The sequence below is a fragment of the Streptomyces sp. NPDC051940 genome, assembly GCF_040680895.1.
Classification (GTDB): Bacteria; Actinomycetota; Actinomycetes; order Streptomycetales; family Streptomycetaceae; genus Streptomyces.
In genome coordinates this window covers 169,776-192,399 of sequence record NZ_JBFAXR010000002.1, presented here as the reverse complement: position 1 = coordinate 192,399, position 22,624 = coordinate 169,776, and the positions used below count along the sequence as shown (strand labels likewise).

16 protein-coding genes and 1 tRNA gene are annotated in these 22,624 nt (G+C 73.7%); 6 read left to right on the top strand and 11 right to left on the bottom strand.

Annotated features, from left to right (window positions below; genetic code table 11):
* Positions 1 to 413: 413 nt before the first annotated feature.
* The 6 genes from AB0M28_RS01940 to AB0M28_RS01915 all read left to right on the top strand — a co-directional run bounded on the left by AB0M28_RS01940 (position 414) and on the right by AB0M28_RS01915 (position 9,026).
* Positions 414 to 5,450, top strand: coding sequence for a caspase family protein (locus AB0M28_RS01940; protein WP_365396106.1), 5,037 nt, complete (start codon positions 414 to 416; stop codon positions 5,448 to 5,450).
* Positions 5,447 to 5,764, top strand: coding sequence for a hypothetical protein (locus tag AB0M28_RS01935; RefSeq protein ID WP_365396103.1), 318 nt, complete (start codon positions 5,447 to 5,449; stop codon positions 5,762 to 5,764). Before AB0M28_RS01940 ends, AB0M28_RS01935 begins: the two co-directional genes overlap by 4 nt.
* A complete protein-coding gene (locus tag AB0M28_RS01930; protein WP_365396100.1) occupies positions 5,761 to 6,378 on the top strand; it encodes a hypothetical protein in 618 nt (205 codons plus the stop codon). The genes AB0M28_RS01935 and AB0M28_RS01930 overlap by 4 nt, the downstream gene beginning before the upstream one ends.
* A gap of 80 nt (positions 6,379 to 6,458) precedes the next feature.
* Positions 6,459 to 6,815 (top strand): YciI family protein, encoded by a 357-nt coding sequence (locus AB0M28_RS01925; protein WP_365396097.1) that lies wholly within the window; start codon positions 6,459 to 6,461, stop codon positions 6,813 to 6,815.
* On the top strand, positions 6,812 to 8,047 hold the full coding sequence (locus AB0M28_RS01920; RefSeq protein WP_365396094.1) for a sigma-70 family RNA polymerase sigma factor: 1,236 nt from the start codon (positions 6,812 to 6,814) through the stop codon (positions 8,045 to 8,047). Before AB0M28_RS01925 ends, AB0M28_RS01920 begins: the two co-directional genes overlap by 4 nt.
* Before the next feature lie 79 nt (positions 8,048 to 8,126).
* Complete coding sequence (locus AB0M28_RS01915) at positions 8,127 to 9,026, top strand: peptidoglycan recognition protein (protein WP_365396092.1); 900 nt, start codon at positions 8,127 to 8,129, stop codon at positions 9,024 to 9,026.
* Here AB0M28_RS01915 and selD read toward each other — a convergent pair.
* From selD to AB0M28_RS01860, 11 genes are all read right to left on the bottom strand, one after another.
* Positions 8,977 to 9,978 carry a selenide, water dikinase SelD gene (gene selD, locus AB0M28_RS01910; RefSeq protein ID WP_365396089.1) on the bottom strand — a complete coding sequence of 334 codons (1,002 nt, stop codon included), beginning with the start codon at positions 9,976 to 9,978 and terminating at the stop codon, positions 8,977 to 8,979. The two genes, AB0M28_RS01915 and selD, sit on opposite strands and share 50 nt — an antisense overlap.
* Positions 9,979 to 10,012: 34 nt before the next feature.
* On the bottom strand, positions 10,013 to 11,797 hold the full coding sequence (gene selB, locus AB0M28_RS01905) for a selenocysteine-specific translation elongation factor (RefSeq protein WP_365396086.1): 1,785 nt from the start codon (positions 11,795 to 11,797) through the stop codon (positions 10,013 to 10,015).
* 7 nt (positions 11,798 to 11,804) lie between these two features.
* Positions 11,805 to 13,121, bottom strand: coding sequence for an L-seryl-tRNA(Sec) selenium transferase (selA, locus tag AB0M28_RS01900; RefSeq protein WP_365396083.1), 1,317 nt, complete (start codon positions 13,119 to 13,121; stop codon positions 11,805 to 11,807).
* Between the two features lie 627 nt (positions 13,122 to 13,748).
* Positions 13,749 to 13,844, bottom strand: a tRNA-Sec gene (locus tag AB0M28_RS01895).
* A 58-nt stretch (positions 13,845 to 13,902) separates the two neighbouring features.
* Complete coding sequence (locus tag AB0M28_RS01890; RefSeq protein WP_365396080.1) at positions 13,903 to 15,033, bottom strand: Mrp/NBP35 family ATP-binding protein; 1,131 nt, start codon at positions 15,031 to 15,033, stop codon at positions 13,903 to 13,905.
* Positions 15,030 to 15,992, bottom strand: coding sequence for an NrfD/PsrC family molybdoenzyme membrane anchor subunit (gene nrfD / locus AB0M28_RS01885; RefSeq protein WP_365396077.1), 963 nt, complete (start codon positions 15,990 to 15,992; stop codon positions 15,030 to 15,032). Before nrfD ends, AB0M28_RS01890 begins: the two co-directional genes overlap by 4 nt.
* Positions 15,989 to 16,858, bottom strand: coding sequence for a 4Fe-4S dicluster domain-containing protein (locus AB0M28_RS01880; RefSeq protein WP_365396074.1), 870 nt, complete (start codon positions 16,856 to 16,858; stop codon positions 15,989 to 15,991). Before AB0M28_RS01880 ends, nrfD begins: the two co-directional genes overlap by 4 nt.
* A gap of 2 nt (positions 16,859 to 16,860) precedes the next feature.
* Positions 16,861 to 17,688: a formate dehydrogenase accessory protein FdhE gene (gene fdhE / locus AB0M28_RS01875; protein WP_365396071.1), complete on the bottom strand. Its 828-nt coding sequence runs from the start codon at positions 17,686 to 17,688 to the stop codon at positions 16,861 to 16,863.
* Positions 17,685 to 20,114: a formate dehydrogenase-N subunit alpha gene (gene fdnG, locus AB0M28_RS01870; RefSeq protein WP_365396068.1), complete on the bottom strand. Its 2,430-nt coding sequence runs from the start codon at positions 20,112 to 20,114 to the stop codon at positions 17,685 to 17,687. The genes fdhE and fdnG overlap by 4 nt, the downstream gene beginning before the upstream one ends.
* Before the next feature lie 12 nt (positions 20,115 to 20,126).
* Positions 20,127 to 20,711, bottom strand: a complete 585-nt coding sequence (locus tag AB0M28_RS01865) for a twin-arginine translocation signal domain-containing protein (RefSeq protein WP_365396066.1) — start codon at positions 20,709 to 20,711, stop codon at positions 20,127 to 20,129.
* 1,123 nt (positions 20,712 to 21,834) lie between these two features.
* Entirely contained in the window at positions 21,835 to 22,440 is a 606-nt protein-coding gene (locus AB0M28_RS01860; RefSeq protein WP_365396063.1) for an LLM class flavin-dependent oxidoreductase, read from the bottom strand.
* Between the last annotated feature and the right edge of the window lie 184 nt (positions 22,441 to 22,624).

Genomic DNA, 22,624 nt, shown 5'->3' with positions numbered 1-22,624 from the left:
CCGTCGCCCTGCGCGATGGCGGTCGGGGTGACGGTGGTCAGCGGGGCACTGGCGGCGAGCGTGGGCGTTCCGGTGAACGCGAGCGCTGCCGCCGCGGTTATGAGCGCGGCGGGCCTGCCGCGCCCGAATTTTCTGCGCCGGTTCGGTCTGGGCACAACTTCTCCTTCTGGAACGGCGGTTCTGTGCGAGTCGTGCGCACGAACGGACAGAGTTCCAGGGGAGAGTGGTCTACACCAGAGGGTGCGGGAAAACTTGTGCGAAAGATTGGGGGGCGGGTGGCCGGGGCCAGGGCCGGTCGGCCCATGGAGGACGCGGACCGGTGAACGGCAGGCTCGGCGGGAGTCCTTGCCCGGCGGCGGGTTCGGCATTCATCATCGACGGGCACGTGTCAGTGAACGGCGGGGTAGGGCGCGGTGGACAGCGAACGTCACGCACTTCTGGTGGGGGTCCCGGAGCAGACGGAACCGGGGTTCCCCCGCAAGTCCGTCGGCGATCCCGTCCGCGAGGACCTGCGTCTGATGCGCGAGGCGCTGGAGGCGTCCGGGTACGACTGCACGGTCCTCGGCTCCGGGTCGCCGGACGAGTGCCGCCGGGACGCGGTCGAGGACGCGTTCCGGGAGGCGCTGCGGGCCGTCCCGGCGGGCGGCGTACTGCTCGTGTACTTCTCCGGCCACGGCCTCCACCTCAACGGCAAGGACTACCTGGCCCCTTCGAACGCCAAGGGGCTGGCGGACGGCAGTGTGGACGTCCCGTCGCTGATCGACCTGGACCGGAGCTTCTTCTCGATCCTCGGTGAGACCGGCTGCGCCGCGGCGCTGGTCCTCGCCTGCTTCGACGCCTGCCGCGACGGATCGGAGGCGGAGGGGATCCGGCCCTTCCACTACCGCGCCCCGGAGCCCACGCAGCTGGTGGTCGCCAACAGCTGCGCGCCGGGCGGGACCAGCGGCTACGACAAGGACGGCAGCCACTTCACGAAGGCACTCGCCCACGCGTTCCACCCCGACTCGCCGCACCGCACGCTCCAGCAGGTCGGCGATTCGGTCAAGGCGCAGCTGAGGGGCCGCGACCAGGACCCGAAGTGGTCGCCCCCGGGTGAACTCCCCGACGTCGTCGTGGCCGAGGCGGGAGGCATACCCGAGTGGCCGCAGGCGGTCGCCGACGCGGAGGTCTGGAAGCTGCCGAGCTGCGATGCGCCCGAGCTGCAGGACGAGCTGCGCGCGCGGGTGGAGTCCGCCGTACGGGCCCTGTCCGGCAAGTACCGCAAGGCGTGCGAGCGGCTGCCGCACCCGTGGCGGGACGACGGCTACCCGGTGCGGGTCGTGAACGCCGTCGCCGGTCTCCCGGCGGGCACGCGGCCGCTCAGCGCGCTGGAGAAGGCGCTGCTGTGCGGGATGCCGTTCGTGCTGGCGACGGCGCTGGCGGAGGAGTTCGCCAGCACGTACTCGCAGTTCAAGAGCTTCAGGGACGTCGACGCCGCACAGGTGCAGAACGTCCTGACCGGCCACGGCTTCTCCACGCTGGAGGAGAATCGCGTGCGCCGGCTGCATGCCCGCGGCCACCGGGACGAGGCGTGGGCGCTCACGACGTGGCGGCTGCTACAGCGCAGAAGCAACCTGCGCATCGGGGGCTCCGAAGCGCTGGACCACCTCACCGACTGCGTCCAGCGCCTCACCGACGTCGTCCTGCGGAACGTCCCCCTCAGTCATCAGAAGCAATTGCGGACCGTCGTCGACCAGCTGGCGCGGCACCACCTGTCGTACCCGAGCTGTACGGCCCTGGAGACCTACGCGGGCAGTGCGATCCCCATCAAGGTCACACCTCACAGTGCCTCGCAGCTCAACGACCCCGACCTCGCCGCCAGATGGTCACTCGCCGCCGCGCTGGCGGTGGACGTGCGTGAATTGTCGGAGATGATCGGCGAGCACATCGGCACGATGTATCCCGTGCAGCCGGAGGAGGTCCTTCTCTCCCTGGCGGATGCCAACCGCCACGTCCAGGACGCCGGGCTCGCCCTGGAGGTGTACCAGTGCCCGCACGGCGCGATCCACAAGGCCCTCGAGGAGCATGCGACACGCTGCCGTGACGCGCTGGGCCGGCTGGACAGCCTGAACCTTCCCGCGCACCTCACCTGGATTCGCTCCCTACGGAAGTTCGACGCGTCGGTGTACCCCGCGATCCGGGCGTACGAGCTGCCGCTGCTAACGTTCCAGTTCGACCAGCGGGCGGTCTCGCACCTCCTCATGGGCGAGCAGCTGTACGGCGATCCGGCCCTGGCCCTGCGGGAGCTGTACCAGAATGCTCTCGACGCCTGCCGGTACCGGGACTACCGCTATCAGTGGGCGAAGTCCACGGGCGGAGGCGACCCGGACTGGGACGGCGAGATCCTCATCACCCAGTACCAACAGGACGGGCGCACCGTCATCGAGTGCCTCGACAACGGCGTGGGGATGACGGAGGAGCAGCTCAAGGACCTGTTCGCGCGGACCGGACGCCGGCTCTCCGACTCGTCAGCGTTCCAGCACGAGCTGGGCGAGTGGCAGCAGGCAGGCATCGAGGCGCGCTTCAACAGCCGGTTCGGCATCGGGGTCCTCAGCTACTTCATGCTGGCCGACGAGATCACTGTGGTCACGCGGCCCACGGATCCGCGCGGCCAGTCTGCCGGAGAAGCGCTGCAGGCCGACATCGTCGGCACGGCCACGCTCTTCCGGATCAGTCCGGCTCGGCACGACAACGGTGATGCGGGCAAGGTCCAGCACGGCGGGACGCTGGTGCGGCTCTATCTGTCGGCGGACCAGGAGGTTCTGACGGCGAGCGGTGTCTCGGCGAGCCGGACCCTGGGGGATCTGCTGTGGTACACCGACTTCGCCACCGAGGTGCGGGACGAGTTGACGGGCCACCATGTCGTGTGGGAGAAGCGGAAACTGCGCATCCCCGACGACGAGGAGCAGGAATGCGCCACGGTGGACGGTACTGACGGCGAGCTGTGGTGGGTGGACGGCGAGGGGCGACTCCTCGCGGACGGCATCGCCACCGCCCAGCGCGCGTTCGGCTGCGTGGTGAACATACGCGACCAGCGGGACCTCAAGCTGAGCGTCAGCCGCAACGAGGTCCAGAGCTGGAACCGACGCAAGGTCGCCGACCTGATCACCGCCCACCTGCACACCCTGTCGTCGTGGCAGCGGGTCACGCTCTCCTGGCTCTGGCGCTTCGGACAGTCGGCACCCGAGCTGGGCGACGAACTGCTGCGTATCTTCGCGGAGCGCCCGCTGCGAGTCGAACGGGCCCGTCCCCGCCACAACCAGGCCGAAGAAGCGAGCCCACTCCACGGGAGGACGTACAGAATCTCCGATATCGGCTGGTGTCCGTTCGACTTCCCGCTGCTCACGCGGACGGACATCCCCGCGTTCTCGTCGAAGACCCGCCTCCGCAACGAACTCAGGGGCTGGCGCAGCGTCGTACTCGGGCAGAGCGACCCGAACCGCCCGCGCTACCCCCGAGTCAGACCCGCACTCGGCCTGACCATGAGCAACGAGGGAGGGTCATACTCGGAGCTCCAGTCGGCGCTGAGCCCGCACTCCGGAACCGAGGCGCTGACGGTCCTCTCCAAAGACGCAAGCGCCGCGGACTGGTTCCTGCACTCCGGGTTCTCCGGCTTCTCAACGGCGATCGGCTGGCCGCAGCCCGGGCTGACGGAGGATATCTGGCTTCCTGTGGAGAACTCGGACCGGGCGATCCTGGGCTGGCGACGGACCCTACTGGGCGCCAAGGCGAGTCTGACGGTGCCCGACGGCATGACGGTCAGCACCGATATGGCGCGGGTGATCGCCACGCAGTCCCTCGCCAGGCTGCGGAGCGCCGGGGCGGGCTTCCCGGCACCGGGCCCCTGGCCCTGGCAGCACATCGTCGCCGTCGCGGCGGCACACAGGATTCCGCTGGGACGGCTCTGGGAGGAGTTCTCGGAGTTCCCGCCGAGCTGGTTCGGACCGCTCCCCGAACTGCCCGCCGAGCTCGCGGAGGACGCGCCCCCGACCGGCGACGCCAACTGGTACGAGCTCACCTCCGCACGCCGAGAGGGCCTGCTGGGCCCGAAGGGGCTGCGCGACTGGGCCGAACGGTACGAAGCTCTCGGCGTCCCCCTCCACATCGAACGGCTGCTCGGCTTCCTCCGCCTCCGGGCGGACCTCACCCCCGCAGAGCAGAGGCTCGCGGACCTGCTTCTGCGCGGTGATTCGGCCCTCGGACGCGGGCTTGTGTCCCGCTCGGACGTCGTGCACGCTGCCGCCGTGGCGCAGGTGCCGCTGAGCGATGTGATCGCGGTGGCTTCGCGCATGCAGGGCGCGATGGGGCTCTCGGAGGTGCCCTCGGTCGTCAAGGGCGAGCTGAGGGCACCGGCGTGGCTGGCCGATGTGATGATCCTGCGGGTGGAGGGGGATCCCTCGGGTTCTCGCCGGAGATTGGCCGCCCAGAGTATGTCCGGTATCGGGCGCATCCCCCGTGACCAGGTGGAACGGGGCCTGGAGGTGTTGCGCGAGCTCGGGGTCGAGTGCCCGGAGGCTCCCGCTGTGCTGGACGACCTGCGCAACCGGGGTGCGGACGCGGAGACGTGGGCCTTGGCCAGGGGCGCCTGGATCGCGATCGAGGAGAACACACCCACCGTCGTGGATACCTGGGAGATCGACGCCGGCAGAGCGATGTGGTTCGCCGCCCGTCTGGGCATCAACCTCGGAGAGGCACTCGACAAGGCGGCCGCCGTCTCGGAGGACCTGGGGATACCCGTCACGGTCCGGATGCCCGAATCGCTCCGGGGGCATACGATCGCGCCTGCGCTGTGGACCGCCATGAACAGCGGCGCCGACCTCGGCAGACAGTCGCCTGGTGAGCGTCCCCGGCTCACGCCTCTCTCACTCGCCCGGATGGCTTACTACGAGGGCACCTCGATCGGCGAAGCCCTCCAGTGCATCGAGCCGTTCCGAGAGCTGGTGGTGAACTTCCCTGATCTGGACGACGCCGCCCGCCGGGAGTTGCTGCGTCACAAACCCACGGAGGACGACCTGTGGGCACTGTCCGAAGACAGGGACGGCAGCCATCCCGCGACCCCCACCGACATCACACCTCTCACCGTGGTGCACATCGCCCTCCGCCTCGGCCGCACGCCCCAGTCCGTGTACCGCATGTACGCCGCCTACCGCCCCTTCGGCCTCACCCTCGACTTCCCCGAACCCGACGAGACCGAGGTCCCCCGCTGGGAGGACCCCATCATCCTCAGCTTCGCCGGTGACGGGCAGGAGCCCGCCCTGGAGGGCGCCGTCAGTGAGCGCCGTATCGCGTGGTGTGCGCAGGCCGTCGGGCGGCCCGGGGAGACCGAGTGGGCGCGCGAGCGACTGCGGCTGTACGCGCCGATGTTCGGGCTCGAGATCCCCGAACCCCCGCAGACCGAGGAGGACGTGTGACGAGCACCCCCCGCCACCGCGTGCGGCTCGGCTGGGAGGACCGGAATCTCGGTGAGCGCCCGGATCTGGCGCCCGCGAGCGACGGCAGCGGCGGCGCGACCTTCACCGGGCACTGCCCCCGCTGCAGCGGGGCCTTCTCGGCGTCCTACGCCCTCGCGGTCCCGGGTGAGGCGACGAAGGGGCTGTTCTCCCGTAAGCCGCGCGACAAGTCGCCCCTCGACGTGATGTGCGAGTGCGGCGTCAACCACGCCGGCCGCCCCGACACGGAGTCGAAGGTCGGCTGCGGTGCCTGGTGGACGGTGCCGCAGCCGTGATCCAGCGCCCGCAGAGCAGATGGCAGGACCTCGCCGAGGAGCTGCCCTTCCAGCAACTGGCCACCGTCCGGCGGCAGGCCGAGGGCTGGCGCAACGGCCTCACGGGGCTGACCGGTCTGCTGGCCGCCGTGCTCGTCGTCAAGGGCCGCGACACGTTCGCCGATCTGCCCGGCTGGGCGGTCGCCACGGCGAGCGGCCTGATCGGCGCTGGGTTCCTGCTCCTCCTCGCCGGCACCCTGCTCGCCGTACGGGCGAGCCACGGCCGCCGGGCGAAGGGCATCGTCACCAACGGCAGGGTCTACAAGGAGTGGACGGAGCAGGAGACGGAGGACTCCCAGCGCGCCCTGTCCCGGGCCGTCGGCTGCTTCGTCACGGGCGTGCTCCTCGTCGCCTCCTCCGTGGGTCTCGCCTGGACGACGTACCAGAGCCCCGATCCGGCACCCGTTCCCGGCGCCGCCGTCCAGGTGACCACCCCCCGCGGCGCCGTCTGCGGCACGCTGGCCGCCTCCGGCGGCAAGACGGTGCGCCTGATCACCGGCAAGGCCCCGCACGAGCGGACGCGGGAGGTGCCCCTCGCGGACGTCCTCGCGATCGCCCCGGTGACGGCGTGCTGAGGGTGTCGATCCGCGCCCCCGCCCGTTCGTCGTATCCATGAGAGGGCCCGACAGGGGCTCCGACGTAAAGGACGGCAGACATGGCCAAGTACCTGCTCCTCATCTACGGCGACGAGCGCGCGTGGGCCGCGATGTCCGCCCAGGAGCTGGAGCGGCTCAGGGAGGGACACCGCGCCCTCGTCGCCGCCGCCGGGGGTGCCGTCCTCGACACCCGGGAGCTGGAGCCCGCGAGCGTCGCGACCACGCTGCGGGCCGACGCCGGGGGCAAGGTGACCACGACCGACGGGCCGTTCCTGGAGACCAAGGAGGCCGTGGGCGGCTACTACCTGATCGAGGCCGGCGACCTCGACGCGGTGACGGCGCTCGCCGAGCGGCTGTACGAGGCGTCCGCGGGCCACAGCGGCGTGGAGATCCGCCCGGTGGTCGACCACGGATGAGCGACGACGTCGCCGCCGCCGTCGCCCGGGCCCACCGCCGCGAGTGGGCCCGGGTGCTGGCGGCCACCGCCGCCACGGCCGGGGACCTCGATCTGGCCGAGGAGTGCGCGCAGGAGGCGTACGCGCAGGCGCTGCGGAGCTGGGCGTCCTCGGGCGTCCCGGACAACCCCGGCGCCTGGCTGACGACCACCGCCCGCAACCGGGCCAGGGACGTGCTGCGCCGCCGGGCCGTGCTGCGGCGGGCGCTGCCGCTGCTGGTCGACGACGAACCCGTGCCGGGGCCGGACGACGACCTCCTGGACGACGACCGGCTGCGGCTCGTCTTCACGTGCTGCCATCCCGCGCTGCACCGCGACGCCCGGATCGCCCTGACGCTGCGCCTGGTGTGCGGGCTGTCGACGGCCGAGGTGGCCCGCGCGTTCCTCGTGTCCGAGGCCACCATGGCCGCGCGGGTCACCCGGGCCAAGAAGAAGATCGCGGCGGCCCGGATCCCGTACCGCGTACCGTCGCCGGACCAGCTGGGCGAGCGGGTGGGCGCCGTCCTGGAGGTCGTCCACCTGATCTTCACCACCGGGCACACGGCCCCGGTGGGCGCGCGGCTGGTGCGCCGGGACCTGGTGGACAGCGCGCTGGGGCTCGGCCGCATGCTGCGGCTGCTGATGCCGAAGGACACCGAGACCGGCGCCCTGCTGGCCCTCATGCTGCTCGTCGACGCGCGTGCGGACGCCCGACTGTCGGCGGGCGGCCGGCTGCTCCTGCTCTCCGAGCAGGACCGCACGCGCTGGGACCGGCGGCTGATCGACGAGGGTGTCGCCCTGCTGACCGAGGCGCTGCGCCGGGGTCCGCCCTCGCGGTACGCCGTGGAGGCGGCGATCGCCGCCGTGCACGCCGAGGCGCCGTCCTGGCAGGACACGGACTGGACGGAGATCGTCGGGCTGTACGACGTGCTCCTGGGGCTGTGGCCCTCCCCCGTCGTCGAGCTCAACCGGGCGGTGGCCGTCGGGCTGCGGGACGGGCCGCGGGCCGGGCTGGACGCGCTCGCGCCGCTGTCCGACGAGCCCGCGCTCGCCGCGTACAGCTACCTCAGCGCGGCCCGCGCGGACTTCCTGCGGCGGCTGCGGATGTGGGCGCGTTCGGCCGAGGCGTACGAGGAGGCCCTCACCCTGTGCGACAACGACGTCGAGCGCGGCTTCCTCACCGAGCGGCTGGCCGAGGTGCGGCTCCACCTTTGACGACGGGCCGGGACTGGCCCCTGCACCGAATGCAGCACTACTTCTCGCGCCCCCCGCCGCCCCGGGCGAGTGTGGACGCATGCGTGCCGACTCGTCGCCCCAGGGGATACGACGGCTGCGTCCGCCCACCGTGCGTGAGCTGTCCGTGCTGGCCGTGGGCGTCGGCGTGCTGCTGTGCGCCGGCGACCGCGTGCCGACCGGGGATCCGCCGGGTCCGCCCCCCGCCGCGCGGGCCGGGCCCGTGGAGCCCGCGGTGCCGCGGCCGGTGATCGTGCCGCGCGAGCGGTGGCTCGACGGGGAGGTCCGCGCGCAGCCGAAGGCGAAGTACGCGCAGCGCGTCGTCGCGGTCATCGTGCACCACACCGACTCGCCCAACACCTACGACTGCGCCGACGCCCCGTTCCTCATCCGCAATCTGCGCACCGGGCACACCGGCTACCAGGGCTGGGACGACATCGGCTACAACTTCCTGATCGACCGCTGCGGCACCATCTACGAGGGCCGCGCCGGCGGCACCGACCGGCCGGTGGTGGGCGCCCACTCCCAGGGTTTCAACCGGGGGACCGCCGGTGTCGCCGTACTCGGCACCTTCACCGCGGGGAACGAGGTGCCGCAGGCCGTCGAGAACGCGCTCGCGCGGCTCGTGGCCTGGAAGCTCTCGCTGTCGCACACCGACCCCAGCTCCACGGTCCGGCTCGTCTCCACCAACGACAACGCCCGCTACCCCGCGGGCACCGCGGCCACCCTGCCCGCGCTCGCCGGCCACGAGGACGGCTACCAGACCAGCTGCCCGGGCCGCGCCCTGTACGAGCGGCTGCCCTTCATCAGAAGGGCGGCCTCCCGGATCCAGCAGGAGGCGGCGCTCGCGCACCGGCCCGTGAAGGAGGCCGCGCACCCGCGCGGTCCCGTGAAAGAGGCGGCGGCCGGGGTCAGCGGACCACCACGGGGTGCTCCCCCGCCGCCACCAGCTCACCGATGACCGGCATCCCCGGCAGCTCCCCCGCCACCAGCAGCCCGCCGGACGTCTGCGCGTCCGCCAGCAGCAGCGCCTCGTCGCCGGACACGGCGGACAGGTCCGCACCGGGCGCCGCCCAGTCGAGGTTGCGCCGGGTGCCGCCGCTGACGTAGCCGTCGCGCAGCGCCTCGCGGGCGCCGTCGAGGTAGGGCACGGCGGCGGCGTCCAGCACGGCGGTGACGCCGCTGGCGCGGGCCAGCTTGAGCAGATGGCCGAGCAGCCCGAAGCCGGTGACGTCCGTGGCGCAGGCGGCGCCCGCGGCGACGGCGGCGCGGGCGGCGTCGCGGTTGAGCGCCGTCATGGCGGCCACCGCCTGCGGGAAGACCTCGCCGGTGGCCTTGTGGCGGGTGTTGAGGACGCCGATGCCGAGCGGTTTGGTGAGGGTGAGCGGCACTCCGGGCCGGCCGGCGTCGTTGCGCAGCAGCCGGTCCGGGTCGGCCGTACCGGTGACGGCCAGGCCGTACTTGGGCTCGGGGTCGTCCACGCTGTGTCCGCCCGCGAGATGGCAGCCTGCCTCCGCGGTGACGGCGAGACCGCCGCGCAGCACCTCGGCGGCCAGGTCCATGGGGAGTACGTCGCGGGGCCAGCCGAGGACGTTGACGGCGACGAGGGGTTCGCCGCCCATCGCGTACACGTCGGAGAGGGCGTTGGCCGCGGCGATCCGGCCCCAGTCGTACGGGTCGTCGACGACCGGTGTGAAGAAGTCCGTGGTGACGACGAGGGTCCGGCCGTCCGGCGTACGCACCACCGCGGCGTCGTCGCCCGTCCCGAGCCCCACCAGCAGCTCGGCCCCCGGGTCGCGCACGGCCGCGCCGCCGGCGAGGGCGCCGACCATGCCCTCCAGCTCGCCGGGCGGGATCTTGCAGGCGCAGCCGCCGCCGTGGGCGTACTGCGTGAGACGGACGGGGGTGGTCATGAGGGTTCCCTTCGGGGGGTGGCGGCCGTGCGGGTCACTTCCCGGGCGGCGCGTCCTCGCGCACCCGCCGCCGGTCGTCGGGGAGGCGCCGGGTGAGGCCGCGCCGGTCCATCAGCTCCAGCAGGGGGACGGCGACCCGGCGCGTGGTGCCGAGCGCCCTGCGCGCGTCGCTCGTCGTGAACGGCTGCGGCAGCGCGGCCAGTACGGCCGCCGCGGCCGGGACCGTCTCCGGCAGCAGCACCACGCCCTCCGCCAGCTGCACCAGCGCGCCGGCGCGGGCGGCGGCGGCCAGCTCCCGCGGGCCGAGGCCGAGTTCGGCGAGACGGACGGCGGCGGGTGCGGCGTAGGGGTGGCCGGCCAGGTCCGTACGGACCTTCTCGACGGCCTCCGCCACCCGCGGCGGCAGCTCACCCTGCCGCCCGGCCCGCACGACCCGGCCCGCCCGCACGGTCAACGGCGGTGCCAGCAGGGCCCGTACCAGCGCGCGGTCGGGCAGGCGCAGCGCCTGGCGGACCACGTCGACGGGCGGACCGGCCTCCAGCGGGTGCTCGCCCGTCCAGCGCGCGACGTGGTGCGGCAGCGCCTGCCGCAGCCGCGCCGCGAGCCGGTCGTCGAGCAGCCAGTCACCGGCGAGGGGCGCCGCGTCGGCGGCGGGTACGCCCATCCGCTCCAGGTCGCGGCGCCGCGCGAGGCCCCGGCGGGCCAGCTCGGAGGCGAGGTCCGGGCGCCCGTCGAGCCGGGCGAGGACGCCGGCCCGGGCGGCGGCCGCGCCGCGCCGGCGCAGCGCGGGCGGGGCGACGTCGAGCATCGTGACCCCTCCGGCGACGTGGTGGCGGCCGGGGTCGCGCAGCAGGCCGCGGTCGCCCACGCGCAGCGGCAGCGGGCGGGCGAGGACGAGGCGGGCGGTGTCCGCGCCGAACGGGCGGACGCGGGCCGGCACGGCCGCGGCGCCGATGTGCAGCATGACCTGGCCGGGCAGCCGTTCCACCGGGTCGCCGTGGACGCGCACGTCGGCCACGCCGGTGAGGCGGAAGCGGTGCGGGGTGAGCAGCGTGTGGCCGCGCCGCAGCCGGGCGGCCTCGACGCCGCGCAGGTTCACCGCGACGCGGGCGACGGCGTCCACGGCCGGCGCGGAACGGCCGAGGGTCTGCAGCCCGCGCACGGTCACGGTGCGTCCCAGGGACGGGAGTTCCAGCTCATCGCCGACGGCCAGCCGGCCCGCGGCGAGGGTGCCCGTGACGACGGTCCCTGCGCCGCGGATGGTGAACGACCGGTCGATCCACAGCCGTACGGGCGCGTCCGTGTCCGGCGCGGGCAGCCGGGCGAGCAGGCGCGACAGCGCCGCCCGCAGTTCGTCCAGCCCGCGCCCGGTCGGCGCGCTCACGGCCACCGCCTCCACCTCGACCTCACCGAGGGTGGTACGCCGCAGCTCGGCCAGCGCCTCGGCGGTGGCGGGCGCGGGGTCGGCGAGGTCGGCGCGGGTGACGGCCAGCAGCCCGTGCCGTACGCCGAGGGCGTCCAGCGCCGCGAGGTGCTCGGTGGACTGCGGCATCCAGCCCTCGTCGGCGGCGACCACGAACAGCGCGGCGGGCACGGGGCCGACACCGGAGAGCATGTTGGGCACGAAGCGCTCGTGCCCGGGTACGTCGACGAACGCGACGGTCGTACCGGGGGCGAGGTCCGTCCAGGCGAAGCCCAGGTCGATAGTCAGGCCGCGGCGCCGCTCCTCCGCCCAGCGGTCGGGCCGCATGCCCGTGAGGGCGTGCACCAGCGTCGACTTGCCGTGGTCGACGTGGCCCGCCGTGGCGACGACGTACACGGCCCGCTCACCGTCTCCCGTCGGCCGCCAGCACCGCGGCCCGTACGGCGGGGTCGTCGGCGGGCGGTACGCAGCGCAGGTCCAGCAGCAGCCGGCCGCGCTCCACCCGGCCCACGACGGGCGGCTCCCCGGTGCGCAGCGGCACCGCGAGGCGGGCGTCCAGGGCGACGGCCCAGGAGGGCAGCCGGACCTCGGGCGCTCCCCCGCCGCCGACGACGCTCGCCGACTCGACGGGTTCGGCGGCCGTTCCCCGCGCCCGCAGCTCCTCGCTCAACCGCTCGGCGCGGGGCCTCAGTTCCTCCGGGGTGCGGTGCAGCGCCTCGTGTACGGGCGGGGGCGGGCCGGTGAGGGTGGCTTCCAGGGCGGCGAGGGCGAGCTTGCCGACGCGCAGGGCGCGGGCGAGGGGGTGGCGTCTGAGGCGCTCCACGATCTCCGTACGGCCGAGGAGCAGTCCCGCCTGCGGGCCGCCCAGGAGCTTGTCGCCGCTGGCCGTCACCAGCGCCGCCCCGGCGCGCAGGGCGCCCGCCGCGTCGGGTTCGTCGGGCAGCAGCGGGTCCCGGGCGAGCAGGCCGGAGCCGGTGTCGCAGACGACGGGGGCGTCGAGCCCGGCCAGTTCGCGGACGTCGACCGCGGAGGTGAAGCCCCGTACGACGAAGTTGGAGGGGTGCACCTTGAGGACGAAGCCGGTGTCCGGGCCGATGGCGGCCTCGTAGTCGCGCAGCGCGGTGCGGTTGGTCGTGCCGACCTCGCGGAGCCGGGCGCCGGTGGACTCCAGCAGCTCGGGGAGGCGGAAACCGTCGCCGATCTCGATGAGTTCGCCCCGGCTGACGACGATCTCGCGCCCGGCGGCGAGTGCGGTGGCGGCGAGGACGAGGGCGGCGGCGCCGTTGTTGACGACGTGGACGGCCTCGGCGTCCGGTACGGCGGCGGCCAGCGCGTCGAGCGCGCCGCGGCCGCGGCGGGCGCGGCGGCCGGTGGCGAGGTCGAACTCGACGTCGGCGGTGCGGGCCGCGGCTTCGACGGCGTCGATCGCGGCGGTGGAGAGGGGGGCGCGGCCGAGGTTGGTGTGCAGCACGACGCCGGTGGCGTTGATGACGGGGCGCAGGGTGGTGGCCCGTGCGGGAAGGCCTCGTACGGCGGCGTCGGCGACACCGTCCGGGTCGATCTCCCCCCGCCGCGCCCGCTCCTGCGCCCGCGTCACGGCGCGCTTGACGAGCGCCCTGCCGAGCACGGATGCGGCCTCGGTCAGCCGCGGATCCCGGAGCAGCGCGTCGGTACGGGGTATCGCCCGGCGGTCCTCCGCCGACACGGGGCTCCGCTCCACCCGCTCGCCACCTCCCACTCGTTGCGGGGCGACCACACCGGCCGCGTGCCGTCCCGCGCCTCCGGCGCGGGGATTGCTGCCGCCCACACCACCCGTTACGGGTCGTCCTACCTGACACCGGGCCTGCGCCCGCGGGCCCGCCGCTCCTCACCCCCGACCCAACCACCCCTCGCCCACGAGAACCAGGGGCGAACCCCACCGGATTCCGTCCCGGACAGCCCCTCACCGCCCCGCACGCCCTCCACGGGGGTGTGGGCGCCGCCCCGCAGTGCCACGAGGACGCCTCCCCGGGGGAGCTGCCCGACGCGATCGCGCTCACCGCGCAACGGAGAACGGCACGGTGACGTCGAGCCCGCCCCACGGCCGCGAAGTGGCCTTCACGTCCGCCTCGCGAACGTCGGCAATCGCGGCGCCCCGAAGATCCGTCAACAAGGCAACCCACCGCACACCGCCCGCCCCCGCGGGGGTCTGACGACGTCGCGGAGGTCTGGCGCGCAGCCCCGAGGACCCCATGCCGGGGCAACCTCCGCAGCCCACCCCACCACACCCCGACCCAACCCCCTCCCTCGGGGGGTCTGGGGGCGCAGCCCCAGGGTCCTGTGAGCGGGGCAACCCCCGCGGAGCGCTTGGCGGAGGCGGACGGGAATCGAACCCGCCTGGCCCGGATGCCGGGCCACACCGGTTTTGAAGACCGGGAGGGGCACCAGCCACCTGAACGCCTCCGGTCAAACCCTGGCGGGTGGGGCCGGTGAGGCGCAACCCCCCGTGCGGCGCGGAGCGTTCACCGAGGCGTGAGCTTCAGCCTGCGGCCCGCGAGCCCCCGCCCCCGCGCCGCCAGCCGCGCGGCGACGTCCCGCAGCTCCCGGGCCGCCGGCGCGTCCGGGGACGCGAGCACGAGCGGCTCCCCCGCGTCCCCGCTCTTGCGCAGCTCCGCGTCGAGCGGGATCCGGCCGAGCAGCGGCACGTGCGCGCCCAGGAGCCGCGACAGCCGCTCCGCCACCGAGGCCCCGCCGCCGGCGCCGAACACCTCGGCCCGCTCGCCGCAGTGTGGACACCCCAGCCACGCCATGTTCTCGACGACGCCCGCGATCCGCTGCTGCGTCTGCGCCGCGACCGCCCCCGCCCGCTCGGCGACCTCCGCCGCCGCCTGCTGCGGCGTGGTGACGACGACGAGCTGCGCGGACGGGATGAGATGGGCGACGGAGAGGGCGATGTCGCCGGTGCCGGGCGGCAGGTCGAGGAAGAGGACGTCCAGATCCCCCCAGTAGACGTCTGCGAGGAACTGCTCCAGCGCCCGGTGCAGCATCGGCCCGCGCCACACGACCGGCGAGTTGCCCGCGGTGAACATCCCGACGGACATCACCCGCAGCCCGTACGCCGTGGGCGGCATGATCATCTGCTCCACCTGCGTGGGCAGCCCGCGCACACCCAGCATGCGGGGCACCGAGTGCCCGTACACATCGGCGTCGAGCACGCCGACCGTGCGTCCCGTACGGGCCGTCGCCGCCGCCAGGTTGACGGTCACGGACGACTTGCCGACGCCGCCCTTGCCGCTGGCGACCGCGTACACCTGGGTGGTGGAACCGGGCGCCGCGAAGGGGATCACCCGCGCGCCGCGCTCCCCCATCAGCCGCTGCTGGAGCGTGCGGCGCTGCTCCTCGGACATCACCCCGAAGTCGACCTCCACCCCCGTCACCCCGGGGACCGCCGCGACCTCCCGTACCACGTCGCCCCGGAGCGTCTCCCGCAGCGGGCACCCGGACACGGTGAGCAGCAGCCCCACCCGAACCGCACCGGCGGGCGAGACGTCCACGGAGGCGACCATGCCGAGTTCGGTGACCGGCCGGTGGATCTCCGGATCGTGCACCCGGGCCAGGGCCTCGCGCACCCGGTCCGCCACGGACGGGGTCACTGGACGGTGAAGATCACGGCCGCCCGCAGGGCCAGCACGCCGAGCAGGACCGCGGCCGTCACGGCGGCCGTCCGCGCGGCGGCCGCCGGCTGGACCGGCACCGTCACGCCCTCGCCGGTGACCGCCAGCCGCGTGCCGGCCAGCCCGCTGAGCCCGGGCAGCATGCCCGCCAGGGCGACCAGCCACAGCAGCAGCCAGGGGTAGCCGAAGACCTCGTCCGCCGTCCCGGCCGGGAGCAGGGTGAGCGCGAAGACCACGACGAGCGCCAGCTCCAGCAGCGCGTACAGCCGCTCGGTGACGACGAGCGCGGGCGCGCCGGGCCCGGCGTCGGCACGGTAGCGGGTGAGGAAGTGCAGCAGCGCGGCGGAGCCGGCCAGGCCGGAGGCGAGGAAGAGGCCGCCGAGCGCCCAGGTGTCGCTCCACACCGGCTGGTTGGAGACGGAGAGCAGCACGCCCGTGTAGCCGGCGATGAACAGGCCGAAGACCAGGCCCACGACGGCGACGATCCGGCCGGCGACCCCGTCCAGCAGCCGCAGCACCTGCCCCGAGAGCGGAAGCCTCAGTCTGCCGTCGCGGGCCAGCGCCTCGCCGAACGACAGGGTGGCGAAGGCGCCGTAGACGAGCAGCGCCCACACGCCGACGGACATGGGGCTCCAGTACTTGAAGTTGAGCCCGGCGCCGTCCGGCGTCGTGTTCCACATCATGTGCCAGAACCGCAGCGGCCGGCCCAGGTCGAGGATGAGCATGACCGGGCAGACCAGCAGCGTGGCGAAGGCCGTGTAGTACCCGAGCCGGGCCACGCCGGCCGTGCCGGGTCCGCCGCGCAGCCGGTGCAGGGAGGCGAGGGCGTAACTGCCGCCCGACAGGCCCGCGAAGAAGAAGTAGACCCAGATGTACCAGGTCCACTCCGGCGAGCGGACGAAGTGCTGGGCGTCCTCGGCGAGGAGATACGCGCTCATGCCGCGGTCTCCTCCCCGCTCTCTCCGTCGGGGCCCGGGCCCGCGGCCACCGCCGCCGGCTGCGGCTCCGGGGGCTCGCGCCGCCGGCGCAGCGCCAGCAGCCCGCCGAGCACGGCCAGTACGGCGGTGCCCGCGGCGCCGAGGTAGCCGCCCAGGTTGTTGCGGCTCGGCAGCACGGCGTTCTTCTCGTCGGGCAGCCGGTACGCCTCGGGCTCGTCCATGAGCAGGAAGAACGCGTTCAGTCCGCCGTACACCTGGTCGTCCGCCCCGTACAGCCGGGCCTGGGGAACGCCCTGGTCGTGCAGGTCGCTCACCCGCTGCCGCGCCGCCTCGCGCAGCTCGTCGACCGGGCCGAACTGGATGGAGTCCGTCGGGCACGCCTTGGCGCAGGCGGGCTCCATGCCGCCCTGCAGCCGGTCGTAGCACAGGGTGCACTTCTGGGCGACGCCGCCGTGGTCGTCCATGCCGATCACGCTGTACGGGCAGGCGGCGATGCAGTCGCGGCAGCCGTTGCAGACGTCGGGCTGGATGAACACGCTGTCGAACTCCGTGCGGATGATCGCCCCGGTCGGGCAGACCTCCATACAACTGGCGTCCTGGCAGTGCTTGCAGACGTCCGACATCATCAGCCAGGCCTTGCCCTGGCCGGTGCCGACCGTCTCGTCGGGGACGTTGTCGATGAACTCCACGTGCCGCCAGCTGCGCGCGTCGAGGGCGCCGGTGTTGTCGTAGCCGTCGCCGAACGCGGGTTCGGGGCCGGGCAGCTGGTTCCACTCCTTGCAGGCCACCTCGCACGCCTTGCAGCCGATGCACACGCTGGTGTCGGTGAAGAACCCGTAGGCCCTGCCGGGTGTGATCTCCGCCATCTCTACAGCCCCATCAGGTTGGGTGCGATCTTGGTGTAGCCCTGCTCGACGGCGTACAGCCCCAGTGGCAGCGCCGCCAGCTCGTCGACCTCGGGCACGGCGCGCGGGTCGCGGCCGAGGTCCACGTCGATCAGGAAGCCGGAGCAGCTCGCGCACGCGTGCGCGCTCAGATGCGGGAACAGCGCGCCGTCGGTGTCCCGCGCGCCTCTGCCCACGCGCGGCCCCGGCACCTGCTCCGCGTAGACGGTGCGGCGCTCGCCGGACGTCTCGCCGCAGCCGGCGCAGATGTTGGCCGTACAGCCCCAGTCGCCGCCGCAGCGGGCGCACAGCAGCCGGCGCCGCCCGCTGACCAGGGCCTCGCCGCCGTCCGTACGGAAGCTGAGCTGCGGCGGCCCGCCGCAGGCGGGGCAGTGGCGTTCGTCCGCGCCGGCGACCCGTGTCCGAAGAGCGGCGAGCGGCGCGCGCAGCGACGCCTGGGCGAGGTAGCGCTCCGCCGGGGCCAGGTCGTCGGCGCCGTCCAGCCACGCGGCGAGGATGTCCTCGCCGGCCTCGCGCAGTCCGTCCAGGCTCGCGGCGAGCGCCTTCGGCCCGGCCGCGGCGGTCGCGTCGAGGACCCGCGGCAGCACGTGCCGCGCGGCCCAGCCCGCCAGCCGCTCCGGCTCGGGCGGCCGTTCGCGCGCCTCGGTCCACGCCTGCTCCCATACGCCGAGCAGCGCCCCGTACAGCGTCAGCACCTCGGCGGCGAAGCCGTGCCGCCCGCGCAGCGCCTCGGCCCGCCGCCGGTGGGCGGACCAGGGGCTTTCCGGGGCGGCGGGCACGGCAGGGCTCACATCTTCTCGATGTCGACGAGGAACGCCTTGAACTCCGGCGTGCGGGAGCTGGCGTCGCCGACGAACGGGGTGAGGGCGTTGGCCAGCCAGTGCTGGCCGGTGTTGATGCCGACGAAGCCCCAGTGGATGGGGATGCCGATCTGGTAGACCTTCTTGCCGTCGACGGTCAGCGGCCCGAGCCGCCGGGTCACCACGGCGCGTACCTCGAGCTTGCCGCGCTTGGACCGCACCCGCACGCGGTCGCCGTTCTCGATGCCCTTCTCCTCCGCGAGCTCGGCCGGGATCTCCACGAACGCCTCGGGCTGCAGCTGCACCAGTCGCTCGACGTTCTGCGTCACGTAGTGCTCGTGCTCGGTGAGGCGGTAGGAGGTGGCGATGTACGGGAACTCCTCGGCCGTACCGAAGCGGTTGGGGCGGCCGGCCTTCTCGTCGTACAGGAAGGCGACGGGTGTGGCGGACACGTCCGGGTGCAGGGGGTTGGCGACGGGCGACTCGACCGGCTCGTAGTGCTCGGGGAACGGGCCGTCGGCCACGCCGTTGCTGAACAGCCGTCCGGTTCCCTCGCCGGTCATGATGAACGGCAGCGGGGCGTTTGGTCCGGGCGCCGCGTCCTTCGGGTAGTCGGGAACGTCGCCGGTCCACAGGCGCTGGGCGGGGTCCCAGGCGATGCCGGGGCGCTCGGGGTCCCAGGGGCGGCCGGCGGCGTCGGCGGAGGCGCGGTTGTACAGCACGCGGCGGTTGACGGGCCAGCTCCACGCCCAGTTGGGGTAGAAGCCCATGCCGGTGGGGTCGTTCCTCGCCGGGTCCTGCACGCCGTCGCGGCGTTTGGCGAGGTTGCCCTCCTCCGGGTAGTGGCCGGTGTAGATCCAGTCGCCGGCGGTGGTCGTGCCGTCGGCCTTCAGGTCGGCGAAGGTGGCCAGGCGCCTGCCGGTGGCGAGGTCGCGGCCGTTGATCTCCTGGGCGATCTCGTCGAGGAGCGGCTTGCGCGGATCGCGGTACGGCATGGTCAGCTGCAGCACCGGGTCGGGGTACTTGCCGCCCTGCGCGGCGTACATCTGCCGTACCCGCTGGAACAGTTCCGCGATCACCCAGTGGTCGTGGCGCGCCTGGCCCTCCGGGGGCAGCACCTGCTCCTTCCACTGCACCCAGCGGCCGCTGTTGGTGAAGGAGCCGTCCTTCTCGATCCAGTGGGTGCAGGGCAGATGGAAGACCTCGGTGTCCACCGTCGCCGGATCCACGCCCGGGGCGTTCCAGAACTCGGAGCTGGTGGTGCGGAACGGGTCCATCACACACAGCCACTTGAGCTTGGCGAGCGCCTGGAGCACCTGGTTGGAGTCCGGTCCGATGCTGGTGGCGGTCATGCCGGAGAGGATCAGGCCCTCCATCCGGCCCTGCAGGGCCTGGTCGAAGATGGAGATCCAGGACGCGTTGGCGGCGGGCTTGGGCAGATGGTCGAAGGCGTACTCGTTGTCCTTGGTGGCGGCGTCGCCGTACCAGGTCTTGAGCAGGCTGACCATGAAGGCCCGGTAGTTGGTCCCGAAGAAGTTGACGGCGTTGGGCCGCAGCTTCTTGCTGGCGCTCGCCTTCACATAGTCGGCGAGGGTCTTCTGCCCCGGGGCGGGGATGCGCAGATAGCCGGGGAGGATGTCCCAGGAGATGGCGTGGTCGGTGTTGCCCTGGATGTTGGCGTGCCCGCGCTCGGCGTTCATACCGCCGCCGGGGCGGCCCATGTTGCCGAGCAGCAGCTGCAGTACGGCGGCGGAGCGGATCAGCTGCACGCCGGTGGTGTGGTGGGTGAGCCCGACGGCGTAGACGATGGTCATCACCTTGTCGGGCCGCCCGGTCTGCCCGACCAGCTCGGCGACCTGGAGGAACTGCTCGCGCGGGATGCCCGTGACGCGTTCGACCAGCTCGGGGGTGTAGCGGCTGTAGTGCCGCCGCAGCAGGTTGAGCACGGAGCGCGGGTGGTCGATGTCGCTGCGGGCGTTGCCGTCGGCGTCCAGCTCGTAGGCCCAGGCGGTGGTGTCGTAGGTGCCGGTGGCCTCGTCGAAGCCGTTGAACATGCCGTCGGTGAAGGAGAAGTCCTCCCGTACGACGAGAGCGGCGTTGGTGGCGAACTCGACGTACTCGCGGTGGTGCAGGTCGTTGCCGAGCACGTAGTTGATCAGGCCGCCGAAGTAGGCGACGTCGCTGCCCGTGCGGATCCGCAGATGGGTGTCGGCGACGGCGGAGGTACGGGTGAAGCGCGGATCCGCGTGGATGATCTTCGCGCCGCGGTCCAGCTTGGCGCGCATCAGCCAGCGGAAGCCGACCGGGTGGGCCTCGGCGGGGTTGGCGCCGTTGACCAGGATCAGATCGGCGTGGCGGATGTCGCGCCAGTGGTTGGTCATGGCCCCTCGGCCGAACGTGGCGGCCAGACTGACCACCGTGGGACCGTGTCAAACACGGGCCTGTTGTTCGATGTGGACCACTCCCAGGCCGCGCATCACCTTGGTGGCGAAGTAGCCCTCCTCGGAGCTGAACGCGGCGCCGCCGGCGAAGGCGAGGCCCTCGCAGCGGTTGACGGTGTTGCCGTCGGCGTCCTGGGTGACCAGGGTCCGGTCGCGGGTCGCCTTGATGTTGCGGGCGAGCCGCTCGAAGGTGAAGTCCCAGGAGACGCGCTTCCACTCCCGCGCCCCCGGGGCCCGGTACAGGGGGTACGGCACGCGCCGCCGCGAGACGCCGAGTTCGAGGGAGGTCGCGCCCTTGGGGCACAGGGTGCCCTCGTTGACGGGGCTGTCCGGGTCGCCCTCGATCTGCAGCAGCTCGGTGTGCCCGTCGGCGTGCTTGCGGGTGTACGCGAGGAGGGAGCACCCCACGGCGCAGTACGGGCAGACGGAGCGGGAGACCTTGGCGCCCTGGATCCGCAGCCGCTGCTTGACCTCCGCGGCCTGCGCGGTGTCGAAGCCGAGCGCGGACACTCCGAGGGCCCCGGTACCGGCAGCGCTCGCCCCCAGGAACTGGCGCCGGGTGCTCTGCTCCATCGCCGGTCTCCCTTCCTCCGCGCGCCTCGCGTGTCGGACGCGGTCCCCGGTGACCCGCCAGCCATTGTCAATCCAGAATTCAACTACCGTCAATAACCTTGCGCGGCGGCGCGCGGGGCGCGCGGTGATCCATGGCACCACGGCCGACTCCGCCGAAGCGCACGACGACCATCAGCTCCGCACACCGCTCACCATCCTGCCCCCACGGGTCCTTGCCGGACGCCCCCTGCCACGCCCCTCCGGGGGCCCCGGCGAAGCCGGGCCAACGACTCGGGCGACGAAGCCCAGCGCGCCACGCCCAGTCACCCGACCGTCCCACCCCGGTCCCGAAGGCGCAGCCACCCTTTCCGCCCACCGGCGGCGGAGACGTGACACACCCGAGCGCAGCCGCACGACGCCCCGACCCACCCCCTCGGGGGGCCCCGGCGAAGCCGCACCACCACCGCCAACGGAACCAGCCGATCCGCACCCGCCTCCCTCGCGCACCCCCTCGGGGGACACCCAGCGAAGTCGCGCCGACCCCGCCGACGGAACCGAAGCCGATCCGCACGACACCCCCGACCCAACCCCTCGGGAGACCCCGGCGAAACCGCGCCAACACCACCAACGGAACCGATGCCGATCCGCACGACGCCCCGGGCCCAACCCCTCGGGAGAGCCCAGCGAAGCCGCACCAACACCACCGACGAAAACCGAAGCCGATCCGCACCCGCCTCTCTCGCGCACCCCCTCCCCCAGGGGGCCCGGGGACATCCGCACCCGCCGCTCTCACCCAACCGCCCTCCCCCGGAGGCATCCGCACGCGCCCCACTCACGCAACCACCTCCTCCCCACGGGAGAACCCGCACCCACCTCTGCCGCACACCCCCTCCCCAGGGGGTACGGGGGCATCCGCACCCGCCCCACCCACGCAACCGCCCCCTCCCCACGGGAGGACCCGCACGCACCTCTGCCGCGCACCCCCTCCCCAGGGGGCCCGGGGGCATCCGCACCCGCCGCTCTCGCCCAACCACCCTCCCCCCCGGGGGGATCCGCACCCGCCCCACTCACGCAACCACCCCCTCCCCACGGGGGTCTGGGGGCGCAGCCCCCAGCAATCGGGCGCGCGCCAAGCCCGAGGCCCTCAGCCCTGCGCCAGCCGCAGGTCCTGCCGCGGGGGCGGTGGTTCCGGGTTGCGCAGGGTGTCCAGGAGGGATGCCGTGGGTGGGACGAGCAGGCCGTGGAGGCCGCGTTCCGCCGCCCCGGACAGCGTCGCGCCCCACGCGTCGCGGCCCCGCGGCGAGGGCACCTGAGCCCAGCGCCCCGCGCCGGGCTCGTCGTACCCGCCCGCGGGCCGGCGCTCGAAGACCCGCAGCGCGGGCGCCAGGACGTGGAGTTGCGCGCGCCGCCGCGGGTCCGCGGCCAGCGCGAGCCGGCCGTCGCTGAGCGTGGCGACCGTGGCCAGCGCGCGGGCGAGGAACGCGGCCGGCGGCACACTCTCCGGCAGCGCGACGACCAGCCGCACCCGGTACGTGGCGGCGGCCAGCGCCGCAGCCACCGCCAGCACGTCGTACGGCGGAGTGGCCCCCGCGTCGATCCACAGCACGTCCGCCCCGGCCGCGTCGTACGCGGTGCAGTCGGCCAGCCACTCGCCGGGCCGGGCGGGCAGCCCGGGGAGAAGCACGCCGACCCGCACCGGCGCCGGACCCTCGTCCGCGGCCGAGGGGGGCGGTGGTTCGGGAGCGGTCACGGGCGCGCACCTCCCGGCTCGAGGGCTACACGGCGCACCGGCGACTGCCGTGCGCCCGCCCCATGCAATACACCCCGGAGCATGCCTTGCCAACCCGGGCGAACACCCCGGGATCCCCCGTATGCCGCATCCGGGCGTAACTCTCTCACTCCATCGACCGTTTTTTGGGAGTACACCGCTGACT

Bases quoted from the DNA above. Each gene is read 5' to 3' on its own strand.
- AB0M28_RS01925 (WP_365396097.1), top strand. From the start codon at position 6,459: ATGGCCAAGTACCTGCTCCTCATCTACGGCGACGAGCGCGCGTGGGCC.
- AB0M28_RS01920 (WP_365396094.1), top strand. From the start codon at position 6,812: ATGAGCGACGACGTCGCCGCCGCCGTCGCCCGGGCCCACCGCCGCGAG.
- AB0M28_RS01915 (WP_365396092.1), top strand. From the start codon at position 8,127: ATGCGTGCCGACTCGTCGCCCCAGGGGATACGACGGCTGCGTCCGCCC.
- selD (WP_365396089.1), bottom strand. From the start codon at position 9,978: ATGACCACCCCCGTCCGTCTCACGCAGTACGCCCACGGCGGCGGCTGC.
- nrfD (WP_365396077.1), bottom strand. From the start codon at position 15,992: ATGAGCGCGTATCTCCTCGCCGAGGACGCCCAGCACTTCGTCCGCTCG.
- AB0M28_RS01880 (WP_365396074.1), bottom strand. From the start codon at position 16,858: ATGGCGGAGATCACACCCGGCAGGGCCTACGGGTTCTTCACCGACACC.
- AB0M28_RS01865 (WP_365396066.1), bottom strand. From the start codon at position 20,711: ATGGAGCAGAGCACCCGGCGCCAGTTCCTGGGGGCGAGCGCTGCCGGT.